The sequence below is a fragment of the Microbacterium sp. 4NA327F11 genome (assembly GCF_005503465.1).
In the GTDB taxonomy this organism is placed as follows: domain Bacteria; phylum Actinomycetota; class Actinomycetes; order Actinomycetales; family Microbacteriaceae; genus Microbacterium; species Microbacterium ginsengisoli.
In genome coordinates this window covers 11,515-32,863 of record NZ_SCOB01000017.1, presented here as the reverse complement: position 1 = coordinate 32,863, position 21,349 = coordinate 11,515, and the positions used below count along the sequence as shown (strand labels likewise).

The window sequence follows — 21,349 nt, the reverse complement described above, 5'->3', positions numbered from 1 at the left end:
TTCTCTAGTCCTCTATCCCGACGTCAGCCGACGCTCGTGAAGATGTCGATGGTGCCCGACTTGAGCGTGACGATGGCGCGCTTGGTGTCCTTGCGCTTGCCCACGCCGAAGCGGGTGCGACGGGCCTTGCCCGTGCGGTTGATCGTGTTGACCGACGCCACCTGGACGCCGAAGATCTTCTCGATCGCGAGCTTGATCTCGGTCTTGTTCGAGCGCGGGTCCACGAGGAACGTGTACTTGCCCTCGTCGATGAGCCCGTAGCTCTTCTCGGAGACGACCGGCTTCAGGATGATGTCGCGCGGGTCCTTGCCGACGGTGCTCATGCGGAGACCTCCTCAGTGGCCGTCTTCGCCGCGACGAACGCGTCGTAGGCGGCCTTGGTGAACACGATGTCGTCGGAGACCAGAACGTCGTAGGCGTTCAGCTGGTCGAACGAGAGCACGTGCACGTACGAGATGTTGCGCACGCTCTTGAGCGTGAGCTCGTCATCGCGCTCGACGACGACGAGCACGTTCTTCGTCGGCGCGAGAGCGGTGAGAACCGCAGCCGCAGCCTTCGTCGAAGGTGCACCGTCGATCGCGAACGAGTCGACGATGTGAAGACGCTCGCCGCGAGCGCGGTCGCTCAGCGCACCGAGGAGCGCGGCGGCGATCATCTTCTTGGGGGTGCGCTGCGAGTAGTCGCGCGGCTTCGGGCCGTGGACGATGCCACCACCGGTCATGTGCGGCGCGCGGATCGAACCCTGACGGGCGTTACCCGTGCCCTTCTGCTTGAAGGGCTTGCGGCCGGCACCGGAGACCTCACCGCGACGCTTGGTCGAGTGAGTGCCCTGGCGAGCCGCGGCGAGCTGCGCCACGACGACCTGGTGGATGAGCGGGACGTTGGTCTTGACGTCGAAGAGCGCGGCGGGAAGCTCCACCGAGCCGGCCTTCTTGCCGGCGGCGCTGTGGACGTCGAGCGCGAGAGTCGTGTCAGACATGGACTCAGGCCCCCTTCACTGCGTTGCGGACGTACACGAGGCGGCCGCGGGCACCGGGGACGGCGCCCTTGACGAGCAGCAGACCCTTCTCGGCGTCGACGGCGTGCACCGTGAGGTTGAGGACGGTCACGCGCTCGCCACCCATACGGCCGGCCATGCGCATGCCCTTGAAGACGCGGCTCGGGGTCGACGAGGCGCCGATCGAACCGGGCTTGCGGTGGTTGCGGTGCGCACCGTGCGACGCGGAGACACCCTTGAAGTTGTGGCGCTTCATGACACCGGCGGTGCCCTTGCCCTTGCTGGTGCCGACGACGTCGACCAGCTGGCCCGACTCGAACACGCCCTCAGCCGTCAGTTCCTGACCGAGTGAGTAGTCGGAGGCGTCGGCGGTGCGGATCTCGGTCACGTGGCGGCGCGGCGTGACGCCAGCTGCCTCGAAGTGGCCCCCGAGGGGCTTGGTGACCTTGCGGGGGTCGATCTGGCCCGCGGCGATCTGAACGGCGTTGTAGCCGTCCTTCTCGACGGTGCGGATCTGCGTCACGACGTTGGGCGTCACCTGGATGACGGTGACGGGAACGAGCTTGCCGTTCTCGTTCCAGACCTGGGTCATGCCGAGCTTGGTTCCCAGCAGACCCTTCGAAACCTTGGAGTTGATGTCAGTCATCGTGGGCCTCAGAGCTTGATCTCGATGTTGACATCGGCCGGGAGGTCGAGACGCATCAGCGAGTCGACGGCCTTGGGCGTCGGGTCGATGATGTCGATGAGGCGCTTGTGGGTGCGCATCTCGAAGTGCTCGCGGCTGTCCTTGTACTTGTGGGGCGACCGGATGACGACCACGACGTTCTTCTCGGTCGGCAGGGGCACGGGGCCCACCACGGTCGCGCCGGCACGGGTCACGGTGTCGACGATCTTGCGCGCGGAGCTGTCGAGGCCCGCGTGATCGTACGACTTCAGGCGAATGCGGATCTTCTGTCCCGCCATTTGTCTGCTCACTCTCTTTCTCGCGTCTTACGTCGTGAACGCATCGGACGCACGGTGGCGCTCGCGCGCCATGGCACTTCTTCCGCTCTCGCGGATCCTGCACCGCTGTTCTGGTGTCATGCCGGATGTCTCCACCCGGCCACCGCTCTCCGCACGCACGCGTGCGCCGACCGTTTCCGGATCGTGGAGTTTGGTGGGATGTTCTGCTGCCCGCGGCCTAGACCCGCGCTGTCGCGCTGCCTATGCACTGCCCTGGCAGTGATCCGGAGGAACCGCGCTCACGCGCGACAACAGCCCCGGAATGTGGAACCTCACTAGTGTACGTGCAGCCCGGGCGTGTCGCAAACCCGGGCGTGTCGCGGCATCCGCGTCGTTCCGCGGCATCCGCCCGCTACAACGACGACGGGGCCGGACCCGAAGGCCCGACCCCGTCGCAGGAAGCGCAGTGCTTACTTGATGATCTTCGTCACCGTGCCGGCGCCGACGGTGCGGCCACCCTCACGGATCGCGTAGCCGAGGCCCTCTTCCATGGCGATGGGCTGGATCAGCTCGACCGTCATGTCGGTGGTGTCACCGGGCATGACCATCTCGGTGCCCTCGGGCAGCGTGATGACGCCGGTCACGTCGGTGGTGCGGAAGTAGAACTGCGGGCGGTAGTTCGTGAAGAACGGGTTGTGGCGGCCACCCTCGTCCTTGGACAGGATGTACGCGGTGCCCTCGAAGTTCGTGTGCGGGGTGACCGAACCGGGCTTCACGACGACCTGGCCGCGCTCGACGTCGTCACGCTTGGTGCCGCGCAGGAGCAGACCACAGTTCTCGCCGGCCCAGGCCTCGTCGAGCTGCTTGTGGAACATCTCGATACCCGTGACGATCGTCTTCTGCGTCGGGCGCAGACCCACGATCTCGACCTCGGAGTTGATCGCCAGCGTGCCACGCTCGGCACGGCCGGTGACGACGGTGCCACGACCGGTGATCGTGAACACGTCCTCGATCGGCATGAGGAACGGCTTGTCCTTGTCGCGCACCGGGTCCGGGATCGACTCGTCGACAGCGTCCATGAGCTCGATGATCTTCTCGGTCCACTCGGCGTCGCCCTCGAGAGCCTTCAGACCCGAGACGCGGACGACCGGAGCGTTGTCACCGTCGAAGTCCTGCGACGACAGCAGCTCGCGAACCTCGAGCTCGACGAGCTCCAGGATCTCCTCGTCGTCGACCATGTCGCTCTTGTTGAGCGCGACCAGCAGGTAGGGCACGCCGACCTGCTTGGCGAGCAGCACGTGCTCGCGGGTCTGAGCCATCGGGCCGTCGGTGGCGGCGACCACGAGGATCGCGCCGTCCATCTGGGCGGCACCGGTGATCATGTTCTTGATGTAGTCGGCGTGACCGGGGGCGTCGACGTGAGCGTAGTGACGCTTCGGGGTCTCGTACTCGACGTGCGAGATGTTGATCGTGATACCGCGCTGACGCTCCTCGGGAGCCGAGTCGATCGACGCGAAGTCGCGCTGCACGTTGGTGGCCGACGGGTACTTGTCGGCGAGCACCTTCGAGATTGCGGCGGTGAGCGTGGTCTTGCCGTGGTCGACGTGACCGATCGTTCCGATGTTCACGTGCGGCTTGGTCCGCTCGAACTTGGCCTTAGCCACTGGGTCCTCCTCAGGACGGTCGTGTAGATGCCCCGGTCGCTGGATTGCGACCGGTTCGCTACGGGGATGGTTCTCAGTGTAGTAGAGAGGTTTTTGGTTAGTTCATGTGAAGTTGTGGGATCCGGAAGGGATGCCGCGGGCACCGCAGCGCCCGCGACATCCGGGCGATCACTCGCCCTTGTTCTTCTGGATGATCTCGTCCGCGACGGCGCGCGGGACCTCGGCGTAGCTGTCGAACACCATCGAGTAGACGGCGCGACCCGAGGTCTTCGAGCGCAGGTCGCCGATGTAGCCGAACATCTCGGACAGCGGCACCTGGGCACGCACGACCTTGACGCCCGAGGCATCCTCCATCGACTGGATCTGTCCGCGGCGGGAGTTCAGGTCGCCGATGACGTCACCCATGTACTCCTCGGGGGTACGCACCTCGACGGCCATGACCGGCTCGAGAAGAACCGGGTTGGCCTTGCGGGCGGCCTCCTTGAAGCCCATCGAGCCGGCGATCTTGAACGCCATCTCCGACGAGTCGACGTCGTGCGCCGCACCGTCGGTGAGAGTCGCCTTGACACCGACCATCGGGTAGCCGGCGAGCACGCCGACGTTCATGGCGTCCTGGAAACCGGCGTCGACCGACGGGATGTACTCGCGCGGGATGCGTCCACCGGTGACGGCGTTGACGAACTCGTACGTCTGCTCGGCCGTGACCTCGAGAGGCTCCAGCTTGAACTGGATCTTCGCGAACTGGCCCGAGCCACCCGTCTGCTTCTTGTGGGTGTAGTCGTGACGCTCGACCTCCTTGCGGATGGTCTCGCGGTAGGCGACCTGCGGCTTGCCGACGTTGGCCTCGACCTTGAACTCGCGCTTCATGCGGTCGACCAGGATGTCGAGGTGCAGCTCGCCCATGCCCTTGATGACGGTCTGGCCGGTCTCCGAGTTCTGCTCGACGCGGAACGTCGGGTCCTCTTCGGCGAGCTTCTGGATCGCGAGACCCAGCTTCTCCTGGTCGGCCTTGGTCTTCGGCTCGATGGCCACCTCGAGCACCGGGTCGGGGAAGGTCATCGACTCGAGCACGACCTGCTGGCTCGGGTCGCTCAGGGTGTCACCGGTGGTGGTGTCCTTGAGGCCGATGACCGCGTAGATGTGACCGGCGGTGACCGAGTCGACCGGGTTCTCCTTGTTGGCGTGCATCTGGAAGATCTTCCCGATGCGCTCCTTCTTGCCCTTGGTCGAGTTGATGACCTGGGCGCCGGAGTCGAGTCCGCCCGAGTAGACGCGGATGTAGGTGAGTCGACCGAAGAAGGGGTGCGTCATGATCTTGAACGCAAGCGCGGCGAAGGGCTCCGTGGCGTCGGCGTGACGCAGGATCACCTTCTCCTCGTCCTTCGGGTCGTGAGCCTCGACGGCCGGCATGTCGAGCGGCGACGGGAGGTAGTCCACGACCGCGTCGAGCATCGGCTGCACGCCGCGGTTCTTGAACGCCGAGCCGCAGAGCACCGGGTAGAGCTCGCTGGCGATCGTGAGCTTGCGGATGGCGCCCTTGATCTCGTCGACCGTGAGCTCCTCACCGCCGAAGTACTTCTCGAGGAGGGCCTCGTCGCTCTCGGCGACGGTCTCGAGCAGCTTCTCGCGGTACTCGGCGGCCTTGTCGGCGAGGTCGGCGGGGATCTCCTGCACCTCGTACTTGGCGCCCATGGTCACGTCACCCTTGGCGTCGCCGGGCCACACCAGGGCGCGCATCTCGACGAGGTCGATGACACCGAGGAAGTCGGACTCGGCACCGATCGGAAGCTGCAGCACGAGCGGCTTCGCGCCCAGGCGCTTCACGATGGTCTCGACGGTGAAGTAGAAGTCCGCGCCGAGCTTGTCCATCTTGTTGACGAAGCAGATGCGGGGGACGTCGTACTTGTCTGCCTGGCGCCACACGGTCTCGGACTGGGGCTCCACGCCCTCCTTGCCGTCGAAGACGGCGACGGCGCCGTCGAGCACGCGAAGGTTGCGCTCGACCTCGACCGTGAAGTCCACGTGACCGGGGGTGTCGATGATGTTGAGCTGGATGCCGTTCCAGAAGCACGTGGTCGCGGCCGACGTGATCGTGATGCCGCGCTCCTGCTCCTGGGCCATCCAGTCCATCGTCGCCGCACCGTCGTGCACTTCGCCGATCTTGTGGGTGATGCCCGTGTAGAAGAGGATGCGCTCGGTCGTCGTCGTCTTTCCGGCATCGATGTGCGCCATGATGCCGAAGTTGCGGACCTTCGTGAGGTCGGTGAGCACTTCTTGTGCCACGGGTTCTTCCTTACGTAGAGGGAGGGATGTCGCGGGGGTGCCGGCTCCGGGGCACGAGGCTCCGGAGCCGGCAGGGGGCTGTTACCAGCGGTAGTGCGCGAAGGCGCGGTTCGACTCGGCCATCTTGTGGGTGTCCTCACGGCGCTTGACCGCGGCACCGAGACCGTTCGACGCGTCGAGGATCTCGTTCTGCAGACGCTCGGTCATCGTCTTCTCACGACGGCCCTTCGCGTAGCTCACGAGCCAGCGCAGCGCGAGGGTGTTGGCGCGGTGCGCCTTGACCTCGACGGGAACCTGGTAGGTCGAGCCGCCGACGCGGCGGCTCTTGACCTCGAGGGTGGGGCGCACGTTGTCGAGCGCCTTCTTGAGCGTGGTGACCGCGTCCTGGCCGTTCTTCGACTCGACGCCGGCGAGGGCGCCGTAGACGATCGACTCGGCGAGGGACTTCTTGCCGTCGACAAGGATCTTGTTGACGAGCTGGGTGACGATCGGAGCGCCGTAGACCGGGTCGTTGACGACGGGGCGGCGAGGGGCGGGACCCTTACGAGGCATCTAACTCAACCCTTCTTCGCGCCGTAGCGGCTACGGGCCTGCTTGCGGTTCTTCACGGCCTGCGTGTCGAGCGCGCCGCGGACGATCTTGTAGCGGACACCGGGAAGGTCCTTCACACGGCCGCCGCGCACGAGCACGAGCGAGTGCTCCTGCAGGTTGTGGCCCTCACCGGGGATGTAGGCGGTGACCTCGACGCCGTTGCGGAGCTTCACACGGGCGACCTTGCGCATCGCCGAGTTCGGCTTCTTCGGGGTCGTCGTGTACACGCGGGTGCAGACGCCCGCCTGCTGCGGGTTCGACTTCAGTGCGGGAGCCTTGGTCTTGGAGACCTTCGGCGACCGGCCCTTGCGAACCAACTGCTGAATGGTTGGCACGTTCTCTCCTTGTTTGTGCTGCACGGTGACAGCGTTCGTGTCTCCCCCGGCTCGTCACGGTTCTTTGCGTTCCGTGTCGCTCCGGGCTCACGTGGATCCATCGGCGGCGCAGAATGACTGCACCGCGTTCTGTGATGGATATGCCGTGGGGGTGACCTGTTCGCAGGCCCTTCCCTGAGATGTGTGGGCGATGAACGCCTGCGTTGCACCGGGGCACAGCACAGGGCGCGCTTGGGCGCACACCCGATCAATGATACGCGGGATTTTCGGGGTCGGTCAAACGCGCGGATTCACCGGAACACCAGCAGCAGCACGGCCACCGCCACCCCGAGCACCGCGAGGCCCGCGGCGGCGATGATCAGCACGGCGAGGCGCCTGCGTGCGGCACGACGACGAGCCGCGATGACGGATGCCCCATCCACCCGATGCTGCGCGGGGCGCACCGGCGCGGGGGCCCGCTCGGCGAACACCGCGGCGGGCGGACGCGGGCGATAGATCGGCGAATCCGCGGCCGGCGCGCGACCCTCACGTGCGGGGAACAGCGCGTCGGGAGCGCCGGGCACGGGCGGGGTGGCTCGCCGCGAGACCCGAGGTGCCGTGACGTCGTCGGGCAGCCGACGGGCCGAGACCGCGGTCGCCTCCTCGGATGCGTGCGCGACCGGCGGCTGGACTCCGGCGACGGATGCCGCGGCCCGCCTAGCACTCGCGTCGGTGCGGTCGCCGGCAGGGTCGGCCCGCCGAGCGCTGAGCTCGGTGCGATCGTCGACAGGGTCGGCCCGCCGAGCACTCACCTGGGTGCGATCGTCGGCCGGATCGACCCGCCGAGCACTCGCCTCGGTGCGATCGTCGAGCGGATCGCTCACCCCTCGACCCGGTTCAGCCGCACCTCGACGTCGCCGAGGAAGAACCGGTCACCTGCCTCCGCCTCGACCCCCGGCTCGATCTCGACGTCGGTGCCCATGACGGTGGAGAACAGCACGCCGTTCGTCGAGTGCAGATCGGTGATGTACCACCGGTCGCCCTGCAGGCGCAGAAGCGCATGGGTCTTGGACACCGTCCGGGTGTCATCGCTTAGCGGCACCAGCTGCGCACCGGGATGCGCGGGATCGGCGGCGGGGCGGCGCCCCACGATGACGACGTCGGCGGTCAGTTCCACGCTCGCGTTCCGGGCGGTGGCAAGCGACCAGCGCACCTTCCTCCGCCGGGCGATCACCGTCGCGTCGGCCCCGTCCTCGAGGTCGTCCTCGGCATGCCACTGCGCCGAGACCGCGCCGGCCGCCGAACGCGGCACCCCGGCGACAGGCGCTCCGGCCACCGCCGAGACCTCGCCGGTGATCTCGGGGAACACCGGGTCGACGATCGGGGGCTGCCACGCCCCCCGCGCCGGCGAACGGGTGAGAGACGGGGCATCCGTCGTGTCGGAGAGGCCGCCGGTCGCCTCGGGGGCGCGCCACGGCACGGGACTCGCGGGATCGTCGACGGCGGCGGAGGCCCGGCGCGCACCCGAGGCCGCATCGGAGAGATCGACCGTCTCGTTGTCGGCGACGGGCTCGTCGGAACGCATCGGCGGGACCAGTGCGTCGCCACGATCGGCGGGCGGGACCGACGACACCGGAGCCGAGGGCACCGAGCGGAACGAGATGCCCGCGCTCAGCTCGTCGATCTCGTCACGGCCGTCCCCGAAGACGGGGCGGGCAGGGAAACCGTTCGCATCCACCGGCACCTCAGCCGGCGGTGTCGGTGCCGCTGACGCGGGGGCCGGGGACTCCGGGGTGGGTCGGTCGAACCGCTCGCTGTCCTCCTCCGGCCACAGGTCCGCGAAGATCGACGAGCCCGGCGCGGGGGACGGCGCGGCGGGCGCCTGCCACGGGGTCTCGGCGACCGCAGGGGCGGAGGACGCGGGCGCCGCAGGCGGCGTCGTCGGCGGAGTCCACGCGGCAGGGGGCGCCGCAGCGGCGGCCGGCGTCGGCGCGGAAGCGGCAGTCGCGGCCGCGGGGGGAAGCGGCGCGGCCGGCGCCGCACCGGTCGATGCGGGACGGGCGGCATCATCGGCGACCGCGAGGTCTGCCGGAGACGGCAGTGGCGCGGCGGACGACGGGGGCGCCGCGGCATCCATCGGCGACGACACGCGTGCAGGCGCCCGCAGCGATGAGCGGACGGGACCGGCGACCGGACCCGCTATCCATCGAGCGGAGCCGAATCCGACGACGGTCGCCCACACCGGAAAGAGCAGCGCCGCGAGCACGGTCAACCCGCTGCCGAGCCCGAAACCCTGGTTGACACGGTGCGCCGCGACGACCACGACGACCCAGAGGAAGAGCCAGCCGAACACCGGCACGAGCCCCAGCAGCACCAGCCACGGCGAGAGCCCGCCGAGCTGCAGGAGGCTCGCGATGTTGAACACCGGCACCCACGCGCGCCAGCTCTCGACGCCCGCCTTGCGGAACACGGCGGACAGCGACAACGCGACCCAGACGTACAGGGCCGCAACGATCACGAGGTACAGCACCAGCACGATGGCCAGAGTGGACGAGTTCGACATGTCCTAGCGCGCGGGACGGCGAGTCCGGCGCGTCCCCCTTCCGGTCGATCCTGCACGGGCGCCCGATCGGGTGGACGAGCGCGTGAACCTCGGCGCGGCGAACCGCACGAATGATCTCAACGATAGAGCCGTGGCGAGTTTTCGCCAGAACCCCTGGCCACCGGCGAAGCCGCGGCGCTCCTCGTCGACGATGCGCCAGAACGCGTCCGCCTCCTCGGCGCTGGGCGGACGGGGCGAGAACACCGCCTCATCGGCGCCGTCGGCGAGCACCGTCCCGCTCGGTGTGCCGTAGAGCGCGGCGAGCTCGCGCCGCGTGCGGCTCGCCGGCCGCGCACGACCCGCGTCGATCGCGGCATCCACGTACTCATCCCAGCCCCCCGCCACCTTCTGCGCCGGATCCGCCTGCAGCCGGCGCGAGCGACGCCGGAAGAACCTCGCCCCGGCCACGAGGAGGAACGGCCCCCCGAGCACAAGCAGCACGAGCAGCACGAGGCCGCCGATCTTCAGCGTCGCCCACAGCCAGGCGAGGTCCCAGCCGGAGTCACCCGCCGACGAAGCCTGCCGATCGGAGTCCTGCTGCACCGGGTTCGGCGGTGCGACCTCGTCGACCGAGTCGGGACGCACCTCGGTGACGTTCTCGGGGTCGCGCTGTCGCGTCACCTCGAGGCTCGGCGACTGGGCGTGCTGCGGGGTGGCGTCCACCGCGATCCACTGCCCCTGGTCGTCGCGCACCTCCGTCCAGGCGCTCAGGTCGTCGGCACGGCAGGCTCCGTCCACGCACACGGGCACCGTCGCGTCCGCCGAGCTGAGACGGGCGCCGAGAACCACGCGGGCCGGGAAGCCGAGCTTGTTCGCGATGAGGGCGACCGCGACGGCGAACTGCTCGTCGTCGCCGACGGCTGCGACGTAGTTGTCGGTCGCCGCCGCCTGCGGGTCGGCCTCGCGCTGCAGCAGCTTCGCGAAGAGCTGGTCGACGCGCGCGAGCGAGTGACCGGCCGCACTGGGCTGGAAGGTGTAGTCCGCGAGCCCCGCCATCCACACCGGGGTCGCCCCCGTCGACACCGACAGGGCATGGCTGAGATAGCCGCGCGCCCTCAGCAGCGCGACCAGCCCCGACAGCGCCTCGCCCCCCGTGCCGGTCTGGTGGACCTCGACCCACTTCGTGAGGTTGTCGGGCAGGGTCACCGAGGTGGCCGCGCCTCCCGGAGCCCGCACGGTCGCGAGATCGGGGGTGATCGGGTCGACCCCTGTCACGCGATAGACGTCACCCGCGCCGAGGCCGTTCGGCACGGTGTCGACGCCCGCCTGCGCATCGGCGTTGTAGTAGAAGCCGTCGCTGAGGGCCGCGGCCCGCGACCCCTGAAAGTCGACCGACGAGACCTGGCCGAGGGTCGGCAACCAGATGCCGCTGAGGCCGCCGATCGTCACGGTTGCGTCGATCGCGGTGCCCGCACCCGCATCGAGGCTCGACGGCACGCGCACGAAGCGCCCGTCACCGGAGGAACCGGCACGGTAGATCTCGCCGTCGTACACGTCGAGGGTCGCAAGCCGCACTCGAGCGGGCGCGGTGCCCGTCGTCGTCACCTGGAAGAGCACCTGGTCGGCCTGGGTGTCGCTGAACAGCGACCGATAGGTGGAGAGCGGGCTCGGTTCGGCCGCGAGGTCGATCGTCGGCCCGACCGCACTGCGGAGCACCTCGCGGTCGACGCCGAGGGCGGCGAACGGCACGACCGCCGCCGTGACCACGACAGCCACGACCACCATTCCGGCGGCGAGGGCGAGCCGGCCACCCGAGAACCCCGTGCGCAGTCGCCGGGCGCGGATGCCGCTGGCCCCGGCCGCGGCCTCGAGCAGGCGCAGCCGCTGATCCCGCTCCCGCCATGCAAGCCAGAGAAGGGCGGCGACCACGGTCGCCACCCCCACGAAGGTCTCGATCGGGGCGGGGACGGACACCGGGCCGAGCACGAGCGGATCGCTCGTCACGGAGCGGCCGAAGAGCAGACCGAACACGGGCATCGCGACGGCCGCCGGCACCGCGAGCACCGCACGGCGGTCGGCCCGCCAGGCCGCCAGCAGCGCCAGGGTCGTCGCGACCAGGAAGGTCACGAACACGGGGACGAGCAGGTTGCGGTAGTCGCCGACGGGAAGGTCGACCGTGAGCAGGTCCTTCCACGCGAGCGCGACTCCGCGCGCGAGCTCGACGAACCCGCCGCCGAGCTGATCGAGCGCGCTCAGGCGCCCCGGCATCGTCACGGGCACGCCCAGCACGGCGACGGCACCGAGAAGCGCGAGCACCACCACCCACCACGGCAGTCGTCGCCGCGTCACCGCCGCGGCGATCACCGCACCCACGACCGCCGCGACCGCGACGACGACGAGCAGCCACGCGGTGCGGTAGATCGGCCAGGTCGCGACCGTTCCGAGCACGACCATCGTCAGCACATAGGATGCCCCGGCCACCACCCGCGGCCAGGGCGACGCGGTGCGACCGCGTGCCGCGCTCACGACGTCGCCCCCCGCAGCAGCAGACCTGCGAGGTCGTCGACGGTGCCGACGGTGAGCACCGTGAGAGAGCCGAGCACCTGCAGGCGCGGATGCGCGCGCTCATCGCAGATGACGGCGAACACCGCGGTGTCCGCCGGGAACGCGAGCGCGATCTGCCGCACCCGGCTGAGGGTCAGCGTGGACCCCAGCACGAGGAACGCGACCGAGAGCCGCTCGTTCGCCTCGACGGCGGCCCGGCACACCTCGTCGACCGGAACCGTGTTCTCCAGCCTTTCGACGCCGCTGAAGCCGTCGAGGAGCGGCCGCGCCGCGATCGTCGGCAGGTGCTGCACCGCGCGCAGCCGACCTCGCACCACCCGGGGGATCGCGGACCCGGCCAGGATGTCGAGCTCGCGCGCGTCGCGAACGGCACGGAGCCCGAGCGACGCCGCGCAGGAGACGGCGAGTTCGAACTCGTCGGCGTCGGCGTACTCTGTCGCCGCGACCGCGAGCACGACAGCCATGCGCGAGCGACGCGACTCCTCGTACTGGCGCACCATCAGCCGCCCCGTCTTCGCGGTCGACTTCCAGTGCACCTGTCGGCGAGAGTCGCCCGGTGCATACTCGCGGATGGCGTGGAACGACATGTCCGCATCGACGAGCCGGCGGGTCGCGGCACCCTCGAGGTCGCGGATGAGGCCCGCACTCGTCGACGGGAGCGTGGCCGTACGCGGGTGCACGAACAGCTCGTGGACGTCCTCGAACGCACGCTCGCGGCGCAGCATCCCGATCGGATCGCCCCGTACGGTCGTCACCGGGCCCACCGTCACAATGCCGCGACGCAGCGACGGGATCTCCACCGGCTGAACCACCTGCTGGGCGGGACGCAGCAGCGGTACCCCGATCTCGATAAGCCCACGCCCGACCGGCACGTCGAGACGCCCCGGAAGGGCGGTGCGTCGACCGACGTTTCGCACCACGATGCGACCGTCCACCGCGTCCCCCGCCACCACGCGCTGATGCGTCATCGTGAGGTCGACGTCGTACGACCGGCCGCCGAACAGGAACGGCACCGCCATCGCCAGCAGCAGCAGTCCGAGGCATCCGGCGACGATCGCCTCCACCCACCCGAACACGAGCCCGAGCACGAGGCCTGCCGTGCCGGCGACCGCCAGCACCGCACCCGCCGGACGCACCGTGTCGCGCAGCCACTCCGCGGTGGCCGCACCCGCCCGCCGCAGCACGCCCCACACCTCGGTCAGCCACACGACGGCGCCCACGATGCGGCGGCCACCGACGGTGGTCACCTGCGTGCGGGCGGTGGTCGTGTGCCCCGAGGTCTGCGTGCGCGCGACGCGCGAGTCGTTCAGCGTCATGCGGTCTCGCGCTGGGTGGGAGGCGCGACGTCGAGCAGCACCTCGCCGACGACGGCCTCCTGGGTGACGCCGTCGAACTCGGCCTCCGGGTGCAGGATCAGCCGGTGGGCGAGCACCGCGACCGCGAGGGACTTCACGTCGTCGGGGGTGGCGTAGGTGCGCCCCTGCGAGGCGGCGCGCGTGCGGGTGGCGCGAGTGAGCGCGAGCGCCCCGCGGATCGACACCCCGAGGCGCACCTCGTCGGCCGAGCGGGTCGCGTCGACGATGCGCGCGATGTAGTCGAGGACGAGGGCATCGACATAGGTGTGCGACGCGAGGTCGGCCATGCCGGCGAGCGCCTGCGGGGTGACGATCGGAGGGAGATCGGCCGTGGCGACCGCGGCGCCGTCGAGGATGCGCACCGTCGCCGCGTGGTCGGGATACCCGAGCGAGGTGCGCATCAGGAACCGGTCGAGCTGCGCCTCCGGCAGCCGGTAGGTGCCCGCCTGCTCCACCGGGTTCTGGGTCGCGAGCACGAGGAACGGATCGCCGACCGCGCGGGAGACGCCGTCGACGGTGACCTTGCCCTCCTCCATCACCTCGAGCAGCGCCGACTGGGTCTTGGGGCTCGCCCTGTTGATCTCGTCGGCGAGCACGATGTTCGCGAAGATCGGCCCGGAGTGGAACTCGAACGACCCCGACTTCTGGTCGTACACGGTGATGCCGGTGATGTCACCGGGCAGCAGGTCGGGGGTGAACTGGATGCGCGTGTTCGTGCCCTGCACGGACTGCGCGAGCGCCCGCGCGAGGGACGTCTTGCCGGTGCCGGGGACATCCTCGAGCAGCACGTGCCCGTCGCTCAGCATCGAGGTGAGCACCAGTTCCACGATGTGCCGCTTGCCGAGGATCGCCCGTTCGACGTTGTCGGCGATCTGACCGAACGTCTGCGCGAACCAGGTGGCCTGCTCCTGCGTGAGGGTCATCGGGAATCCTTTGCGTGAGGGGACGGGGAACAGAGGGATGCCGCGGCTCAGCCGCCCGCGCTGGGCGGGTTGCAGTCGACGCGGAAGCTGGTGGAGTAGCCGTTCACGTTCCACCCGGTCGCCGACCAGTCGACGGCGACCGACAGGGTCGCGTAGTCGGCGCCCGCCGGAACCAGCCAGGGATCGTTCGCGTCCGGGGTGAGCTCGACCGGTCCGAGCAGTCCGTTGCGGTAGTAATGCACGTCGGAGAACGTGAGGGCGGCCCGGCTGTTCGACGAGGCCCCTGTGCGCTGCAGATCGGAGCCGGTCGTGCAGACGGCGCTCCACCGCGCCTGCAGCTGGTACGGCGCGGACCCGGCGGCGGGCGTCACATCGGCCCAGTTGCTGGTCGTGCCCCAGTCGTTGTGCACGTACCGCACCCGGATCCCCGGGTCGGAGCCGACGACGTTCGTCGGGTATCCGGAGAACTCCGCGTGGTTGTTCGTCGGCGGCTGCTCGGTCGAGGTCGGCGCGCTCTGGATCGTCCAGAACACCTGGTTCGGCGTGCTGGCGGAGACCTGCGGTGCGGGGGCGACCGTGAAGGTGTAGCCCTGCGGGGCGGCCTGGCTCTGCACGGCGCGCACCTGCTCGGTGTCGCCCGCGTCCCCGAAGGACGTGCCGCCGATCATCGACCGCACGCAGAGCGTGAAGGTGTACACGATCCCGTCGGGCACGGTCGACTCGACCTGATACGTGCCGGACCCGCTCGTGGGAGGTTGTGATGCCGTGCACCCGCCGGTGCCCTGCACGACGTCGAAGCGCAGCTGCGACCCATCGCCGCCGGGCTGGGCCGTGCCGGTGGCGAGGATCGTCGACGTGCCGTTCCCATTCGAGGTGGCCTGCAGCGCCAGGGCGGCGTTCACCGGCGCACCCACGCCGTTCGTGTTCACCGTCGCCGCCGACCCGGCCGTCGACCCCGCGAGCCCGGGCGGGAGCGAGTAGCGCGAGACGGGTGTCACCGTCACCGGGGTCTGGGTGTTCGATCCGACCACGAACCGTGACACCGAGACGCTCGTCTGGTTCGGCGCGATGGTCACGGTGCGCGTCTCGCCGACGGCGCTCTGGATCCGCAGCGAGCCCGTCTGGGCCGCGTCGATCCCGCTCACCTGCAGGTCGACGACTTTGCCCGACCCGTCGGCGGTGACGAGGGGGGTCGCGGTGACCTGACCCGGCGTGGCCGGCGCGTCGTACGCCCAGCCCAGGGTGCGCACGCTCGATCGCGACTCGCCGACGGCGTTGACCGCCCAGACCTCGTAGGTGCGTTGCTCGCCGTTGGGCGCCGAGATGTCGGGGCAGACACCGTTCGGGGCGCACTGGGCGACGACCTGTCCCTGCCAGCGCACGACGAACCCGGTCAGCGCCGGGTACGCCAGCGCGGCGGCGCCGGGGTCGACCCGGAGCGTCAAGGTGCCGTCGGCGTAGTCGGTCTGCCGCACGCTCGCGGGGGCCTTGGGGTATCCCTGCAGATCGAGCAGGATCGTGCCGTCGCGCTCGGCGGTCGTGATGCGGCCCTGCGCATCTTGCACGGAGAACGCGGCCGTGCACGTCGCGCCCGGGGCATCCGATGTCCACGAGGCGGTGACGCTCGTGGGCGACGCGACCTGGAAGCTCACCCCGACGCACGCGCCGACCGGACGCGCCGCCACGACGATCAGCGGCGTGCGCGGCAGCGGATTGACCTCGCCGCTCGCGCCGATGACCGCGAACGTGCACGAGGAGCCGTTCGCCTGGGAGCACTGCCGCGCCACGGTGCCGCCCGCGGGCAGGGTCGACGGCGCCGCGCCCACCCTCAGGATCAGACGCGCCGGCTGCACCGAGGTGTAGTTCGTGACGGTGACCACCACGGCATCCTGGGCACCCGGGAGCGCCCGGTCGTTTCCGGTGACAGTGAGCACCGAGCCCGCGAGCGAGACCTGGAACAGCGACCCGGAGTACTGCACCGCGTAGCGGATGTTCTCCCAGTCGGGGCGCAGCTGCCACGTCGTCATCGTCTTGAGGTCGTACGTCTGGGTCTCCCCCGGGCCGACGGTGATCGAGGCCGGGGACAGTTGCGGCTGCGGGTCGCGCGGGATGACGGTGATGGGCACCGACAGGTAGGTCCACTGCTGCTGGCCGACGACGCGGACCGGCACGCGGCATGCGTCGACCCAGGGGGCGTTCGCGTTCGCGTCGTAACGCAGCACGGTGCCCGAGACCACGGAGCACAGGGCACCCTGCCGCGCCCCGGAGGCCGAGACATCCGAGCCGACCTCGATCGTCGTCCCGCGCGGTGCGCTGACGAGGTCGGTCATGTCGAACTCCGCCGACTCGAGCTCGGTGACCTGCACCGGCCGGATGCTCGGCTGCAGCGACACCGACATGTCGTTGCGCCCCGGTACACGCAGGAACGCGTACGTCGAGACCTGCGTGTCGCCGATCTTCCCCGTGACGACGAACGGGATCAGCTCGGTCGCCTCGGGCACCGCGCCGGAGATCGTGCGTCCGTCGGCGGTGAAGCCCGCGACGGGATGCCACAGCGACACCGTCAGCGACGACACATCGCCCGCCGACCAGCTCGACCTGCCCGTGAGCACGTCGACACCGCCGACGATGTCGTCGCGATTCTCGGGAGTGAGCACGGTGTCGGCGACGATCGGGTAATCCGGCACGGGATCGCGGATGACCTGCACCACGATGAGTCCACGACCGGTGTTGCCGGATCCCGACTTCACGTCGTAGAGGAACGACGTGGTTCCCGGATCGGTGCCGGCCGTGATGACCACGATGCCGTCGGTCGTCGAGGTCACCCGCGCCTTCTCGGCCTCGTACTGCGGGTTGGGAGATCCGTCGTCGAGAGTCGCCGGGAGGTCGGGGCGCACGTCGGTGAGCGTCAGACCCTGCATCGTCGGATCGATGTCGTTGGCGAGGGGACTCACCCGCACACTGTTGGTCTCGCTCGCCTGCACCTGCACGTAGTCGGTGAAGGTGACCGGGCTCGGGTTCGACTGGTCGTCGAGCACCCCGACCCGCACCGTGCCCTTGCCGACCGCGCCGAACTCGTCCGTCACCTCGTAGGTGAAAGACACCTGACCGCGGTAGCCCGACACCGACGTGTAGAGGATCGAGGCGCCGTCGGGCGAGATCGTGGCGACACCGCTCTGCGGCTGCCCGTCGATGCCGGCGAGGGTGACGGTGTCGCCGTCGGGGTCCATGCCGTACCCGTCGAACGGGATCAGCACCGACTGACCGGCGAGCACGCGACCCTCGAGCGTGCGCGGGGTCGGGGCACGGTTCGTGTCGTTCGACAGCACGTGCACGTGCACGGTCGCGGTGGACTGCAGCCTCGGCGAGCCCGATGTGTAGTCGGAGTACTCCACGGTGTAGTCGCCGGGGGTGGCCGGGGCGAGGTAGCGCAGCGTGCTTCCCGAGGCGAAGGCGAGCGCATCCGGCGTCGAGGAGCGCACCGATGAGGGATCGAGCACCGGCACCCCTCCGGCCGGCGAGATGTCGTTGTCGAGCACGGGGATGTCGATCTGAGTGCCCTCGCGCACGGTGACGGTGTCGTCGACGGCGATGGGGGCGAGTTCGGGCGCCTCGGGGAGCAGGTAGACCGTCGCGGTGCCGGTGACGCGGGAGCCCGCGTCATCCGTGCCGTCACTGACCGCATAGGTGACGGTGCCGAGCAGTCCCGACGCGCCCGTCGCCGTCGCACCCGAGACGCGGATGTAGCTCTGACCCACACCGTCCACGGACAGGCTCGCCCCCGACGCCGCGGTGCCGACGATGTCGTTGATCAGAAGCACCCGGCCGGTCGGGTTCGAGACGGCTTTCAGCACGTCGAGGGTGGCGTCCTGCTGCGGATGCACGAACGCGACGACCGGGGCCGTCGCCAGCTGCGCGGGCGCGTCGGCGGGGAGCAGGGTGATCTTGGCGGTGCCCGTGGCATCCGATCGCCCATCGGAGACCGTGAAGTCGACGCGATAGGTGCCCGCCGCCTGCGCCGAGAAGTCGAAACGGGTCGAGCCGTCCACGATCGTCGCGCTCGCGGCGGCCTGATCGAGCACCCGCACCGAGGTGAGGTGCAGTGAACCCGCCGTACCCGTCACGTGCGGGGCCACGTCGATCTCGGCACCCGCACCGACGACGTCGACCGACGCGAACGACTGCACGGTGAGCTTCGGCTGGGGCGTCACCCTGATCGTCAGCGTGCGCTCGGCGGTCTTGCCGGTCGTATCCGACACGGTGACGATGAGGTCGATCTGCTGCTCGCCACCCGACCCGTCGTCGGCGTGCTGATAGACGACCTCCCCCGACGGGGATGCCGCGACGGTGCCGACGCCCGACGGGTTCTGCACGCTGAGCAGGAACACCGGGTCGCTCTCGGGGTCGACCCAGCCGGGCAGCACCGGCACCGTCACTGTGCCCCCTCGCGCGACCTCCGGGGTCGGCCACGGCTGCAGGCACTTCTCGACGCCGCACCACACCGGCGCACCGTCCTGGGACGGCGGCACGACGGTCAGCGTCACGGTCGTCGGCTTCGAGAGAAGGCCGTCGGAGGTCGTGCCGTCGCTCACCGCGTACTGGAACGTGGCCGTGCCGCTCGCACCCGGCGCCACCTGCACGGCGAACTGCTGACGGTTGTCGGTGATGCTGAGGGTGCCGAAGCCGGGATCGAGTCCGGTGACGGAGGCCGGATCGATGCTCAGCACGTCCTGGTTGGGGTCGTGGTCGTTCAGGAGGACCGGCAGCGACACGAGAGCGCCCGCTCTCACCCCGAACGTGTCGGGCTCCGCGATCGGCGGCTTCGGGTCGATGACCACCTGCTGCTGCTGATCGCTCTGCGCCTGCGTCGGATCGGTGCGATCATCCAGCGACCAGTCCTGGCTGGATGTCACGAGGGTGCCGTCGGGCACGAGCCACACCCATCCGGAGCGCGTCTCGTTGAGGATGACCGCGTTCGCGCTCTGCACGAACGCCGGGCGCACGTCGTTGGGGAGGCTCAATCCGCCGTAGTCGAGCGTCTTGCGACCGGTCTTCGAGCTCCACAGCACCCCGCCGTCGGCGCCCGTGCCGACCCACGCCGCGAAGACCTCGCCGTCGTGCACGACGGGGGTCGCCGGAACACCGAGGCTCGCGCCTCCTTCGGACCCCTCCTCGACCCGCGGGGACGACCCGTCGACCGGCACGCTCACGAGTGCCGAGGCCGACGCGACGTAGACCGCACCCACGGAGGTGGAGGGTGCCCCGACCACGGCCGTGCCGGTGACCGGGATCTTCTCGGCGGCGCGCCCCTGCACGAGGACGTCGCCGGTGTCGGCGCCCACCAGCACCCACGTGTCCCCCGCGGCCGAGATCAGCGGCGTCGCCGGATCGATCGCGCTCGCGTCGTCCCGGCGCAGCTGCTTCCCCGTGACGATGTCGTAGACGAGCACCTGCTTGTCGCGCTTCGAATAGGCGTACAGCCGGCCGCGGGCATCGACCGCGATCGCATCCGCCGCATACTGGGGCGCGTTGTCGGTGGCGGCGTCCGGGTCGACGAGGCTCGACGATCCTGTGGACAGCCGGCCCGCGAACACGGCGCCCGCGTCGGTCAGGTAGGCCGCGAAGTCGCCGGAAGTGGCGACATCCTTCGTTCCCGACGGTGTCGAGTCGGATGCGCGCAGGGTCTCCTCGTCGAGGTTCACCGGCTGCGCGGGGTCGATCTTCGTGAGCTTCGTGAAGCTGTCCGAGTAGAGGTACGCCCCGTCAGGTCCCTGCGCCACCTCGCTCGGGTTGCTGATCGAGCGCACAGTGTCGAGCTCGCCGATGCTGGTGTTCACCCGCGCGTACCGCCGGCCGTCGCCGGTCTGCAGCGCCCACACCGAGGTGTCGTACTTCGGCGTCTCCTGCGCATCGAGACCGGGCCACACCACCGCGAGCGCGACGACGAGACCGGCGACCACCACCGCGGAGACGGTGGCGATGATCCCGACGCGCCGCACTCAGATCACTCCGACCACGACGAGCACGACCATCACGACCAGAGCGGCCACCGCCGCGGCCGCGACACCGGCCAGCACCCAGGGCACCCGCGCACCGCCGCGGGTCGGCGCGGAGATGTCGGAGTCCTCATCGCGCGCGAGCCCGCGCACACCGGACTGCTCCCGCTTCTTGCGGCGTGAGTCGTGGACGACGTGCGAGCGCACGCTGCCGCGGAGCGTGGCATCCGTCAGATCGACCGCGGCGACCCCGGGCTCCCACTCACCCTGCGCCACCTCGAGGGGGGTCAGAGCCAGGCCGAGGTCGCGCTGCACCTCGCGCAGCGCCTCGGCGAAGGCCAACGCCGTCGGATACCGCTTCCGTGGATCCCGGCTCATCGCCCGCTGCAGCACCTGCTGCAGCTCGGCGGGCACGTCGGTGCGGACGATCTCGGTGTAGCTCGCCCGGGCGATGCGTCGGCGCAGCTGGTCCTTCGAGTTCTGCCCGCGTTCACGTCGTTCGAACGGGCTGTGGCCGGCGAGAAGCGAATAGACGGTGGCGCCGAGACTCCACACCTCGCTCGAGATCGTGCCGCTGCTCTGCTCCTCGACGACCTCGGGCGCGCTCCACGGGATCGACATCGCGAGCACCTCCTCGCTCGAGGAGCGGGCGAGCGCCGACGCGATGCCGAAGTCGGCGAGCACCGGTGAGCCGAAGGTCGTCACGAGAATGTTGCTGGGCTTGACGTCGCGGTGGATGAGGCCGGCACGGTGCGCCGACTCGAGGGCGCTCGCCATGCGCACACCCGTGGCGAGCACATCGTCGACCGGCAGCCGCTCGAGGCGGTACCGCTGGGCGAGCGACCCGGGGCAGTACTCCATCACGATGTACGGGCGTCCGTCGGCCGAGATGCCGGCCTGGTAGACGGTGACGATCGAGGGGTGCGCCGACAGGTGCGCGAGCACGTCGGCCTCGGCGTTGAACATGCGCAGCAGGTCGGGGTCGCCGACATCGCTCGGCAGCACCTTCACGGCGACCTGTCGGCGCGGCATGTCCTGCGCATAGAGGAAGACGTCGGCGAATCCGCCGGATCCGAGGGGTCTCACGTAGGTCAGCCCGGGCAGGACGGGCGGCGCGGAAGGCATGCGCTGCGCCATCATCGAACCCCCGGAACCGTCCTCCGGTCACGCGAAGCGG

Annotated in this window: 15 protein-coding genes; all 15 read right to left on the bottom strand. The window is 69.9% G+C overall.

The features are described 5' to 3' along the window. Positions 1–23 precede the first annotated feature (23 nt). Complete coding sequence (gene rplW / locus FFS51_RS11220) at positions 24–323, bottom strand: 50S ribosomal protein L23 (RefSeq protein ID WP_045246807.1); 300 nt, start codon at positions 321–323, stop codon at positions 24–26. Next, a complete protein-coding gene (rplD, locus tag FFS51_RS11215) occupies positions 320–979 on the bottom strand; it encodes a 50S ribosomal protein L4 (protein WP_056207460.1) in 660 nt (219 codons plus the stop codon). The genes rplW and rplD overlap by 4 nt, the downstream gene beginning before the upstream one ends. Positions 980–983: 4 nt before the next feature. Beyond that, complete coding sequence (gene rplC / locus FFS51_RS11210; protein ID WP_045246809.1) at positions 984–1,643, bottom strand: 50S ribosomal protein L3; 660 nt, start codon at positions 1,641–1,643, stop codon at positions 984–986. Between the two features lie 8 nt (positions 1,644–1,651). Next, positions 1,652–1,960, bottom strand: coding sequence for a 30S ribosomal protein S10 (rpsJ, locus tag FFS51_RS11205; protein ID WP_045246810.1), 309 nt, complete (start codon positions 1,958–1,960; stop codon positions 1,652–1,654). 449 nt (positions 1,961–2,409) lie between these two features. Continuing rightward, on the bottom strand, positions 2,410–3,603 hold the full coding sequence (gene tuf, locus FFS51_RS11200) for an elongation factor Tu (RefSeq protein ID WP_045246811.1): 1,194 nt from the start codon (positions 3,601–3,603) through the stop codon (positions 2,410–2,412). A 168-nt stretch (positions 3,604–3,771) separates the two neighbouring features. Next, positions 3,772–5,886 (bottom strand): elongation factor G, encoded by a 2,115-nt coding sequence (gene fusA / locus FFS51_RS11195; protein WP_056207465.1) that lies wholly within the window; start codon positions 5,884–5,886, stop codon positions 3,772–3,774. A gap of 81 nt (positions 5,887–5,967) precedes the next feature. Then, positions 5,968–6,438 carry a 30S ribosomal protein S7 gene (gene rpsG, locus FFS51_RS11190; protein WP_045246813.1) on the bottom strand — a complete coding sequence of 157 codons (471 nt, stop codon included), beginning with the start codon at positions 6,436–6,438 and terminating at the stop codon, positions 5,968–5,970. Positions 6,439–6,443: 5 nt separating this feature from the next. Continuing rightward, entirely contained in the window at positions 6,444–6,812 is a 369-nt protein-coding gene (gene rpsL / locus FFS51_RS11185) for a 30S ribosomal protein S12 (RefSeq protein ID WP_045246814.1), read from the bottom strand. Between the two features lie 290 nt (positions 6,813–7,102). Beyond that, a complete protein-coding gene (locus FFS51_RS11180) occupies positions 7,103–7,675 on the bottom strand; it encodes a hypothetical protein (RefSeq protein ID WP_137878392.1) in 573 nt (190 codons plus the stop codon). Continuing rightward, on the bottom strand, positions 7,672–9,354 hold the full coding sequence (locus tag FFS51_RS11175; RefSeq protein WP_137878391.1) for a DUF5684 domain-containing protein: 1,683 nt from the start codon (positions 9,352–9,354) through the stop codon (positions 7,672–7,674). Before FFS51_RS11175 ends, FFS51_RS11180 begins: the two co-directional genes overlap by 4 nt. Positions 9,355–9,357: 3 nt before the next feature. Continuing rightward, positions 9,358–11,859: a transglutaminase domain-containing protein gene (locus tag FFS51_RS11170; RefSeq protein WP_137878390.1), complete on the bottom strand. Its 2,502-nt coding sequence runs from the start codon at positions 11,857–11,859 to the stop codon at positions 9,358–9,360. After that, positions 11,856–13,214: a DUF58 domain-containing protein gene (locus tag FFS51_RS11165; protein ID WP_137878389.1), complete on the bottom strand. Its 1,359-nt coding sequence runs from the start codon at positions 13,212–13,214 to the stop codon at positions 11,856–11,858. Before FFS51_RS11165 ends, FFS51_RS11170 begins: the two co-directional genes overlap by 4 nt. Next, positions 13,211–14,176 (bottom strand): AAA family ATPase, encoded by a 966-nt coding sequence (locus FFS51_RS11160; RefSeq protein WP_045246818.1) that lies wholly within the window; start codon positions 14,174–14,176, stop codon positions 13,211–13,213. Before FFS51_RS11160 ends, FFS51_RS11165 begins: the two co-directional genes overlap by 4 nt. Positions 14,177–14,223: 47 nt before the next feature. Further along, the gene (locus FFS51_RS11155; RefSeq protein ID WP_137878388.1) at positions 14,224–20,175 is read right to left on the bottom strand and encodes an Ig-like domain-containing protein; all 5,952 of its coding nucleotides are present in this window, start codon (positions 20,173–20,175) and stop codon (positions 14,224–14,226) included. Continuing rightward, positions 20,176–21,309 carry a serine/threonine-protein kinase gene (locus FFS51_RS11150; protein WP_137878387.1) on the bottom strand — a complete coding sequence of 378 codons (1,134 nt, stop codon included), beginning with the start codon at positions 21,307–21,309 and terminating at the stop codon, positions 20,176–20,178. It abuts the gene before it with no gap. Between the last annotated feature and the right edge of the window lie 40 nt (positions 21,310–21,349).